The organism is Kineococcus glutinatus, from assembly GCF_039542765.1.
In the GTDB taxonomy this organism is placed as follows: domain Bacteria; phylum Actinomycetota; class Actinomycetes; order Actinomycetales; family Kineococcaceae; genus Kineococcus_A; species Kineococcus_A glutinatus.
Genome location: NZ_BAABIL010000831.1, coordinates 1 through 752 on the forward strand (window position 1 = coordinate 1; position 752 = coordinate 752).

Here is a 752-nt window from a genome sequence, read left to right on the forward strand (position 1 = left end):
GCCCGGCTCATGACCGAGCGCCTCACCCCCGACGTCGGCATCACCTGGGACGACGTCCTCGAGCAGGTGTCGGCCGGTGCCAGCATCGGCCGCCCCCACATCGCCGACGCCCTGGTGGCCGCCGGGGTCGTGCCCGACCGGCACACCGCCTTCGAGACGTGGCTGCACGCCGGCAGCAAGTACTTCGTGCCGCACACCGCCCCCCACCCGGTGGCGGCGGTGCGGATGGTGCGCGCGGCCGGCGGTGTGCCGGTCCTGGCGCACCCGCTGGCCTCCGCGCGCGGCTGCTGCGTCTCCGTCGGCGACATCGAGGAGATGACCGCCGCGGGGCTGCTGGGGCTGGAGGTGGAGCACCGCGACCACGCCGACGGCGAGCGGCACGTGCTGCACGACCTGGCGCGGGGCCTGGACCTGTTCACCACCGGCTCCAGCGACTACCACGGCGCGGGCAAGCCGAACCGGCTGGGGGAGAACACCACCGCGCCCGAGGTGCTGGAGCGGATCCTCGCCGCCGCCGGGCGGCCGGCGCCGTCCGAGGCGTCCCGCAGCGGCGCCTGAGGCCCGCCCCCGGGCCCCGTGCCCGCGGCCGGCGGTTCAGCCGTCGGAGCCGACCAGGCGCAGGTGCGTCAGCGGTGCCCGGTCGCCGCGCGACTCGCTGAGCGCGGTGCGCAGCGTCCGCAGCGCCACCCCCAGCGCCGTCCCGCGCAGCCCCGCCACGCCCGCCGGCTCGGCCATCCCGTGCAGCCACCGCG

General features: G+C 78.1%; 1 pseudogene. It reads left to right on the forward strand.

Features of this window, described 5'->3' with window-relative positions:
- A pseudogene (locus ABEB16_RS21835) lies at positions 1-558 on the forward strand (phosphatase); the annotation flags it as partial.
- Between the last annotated feature and the right edge of the window lie 194 nt (positions 559-752).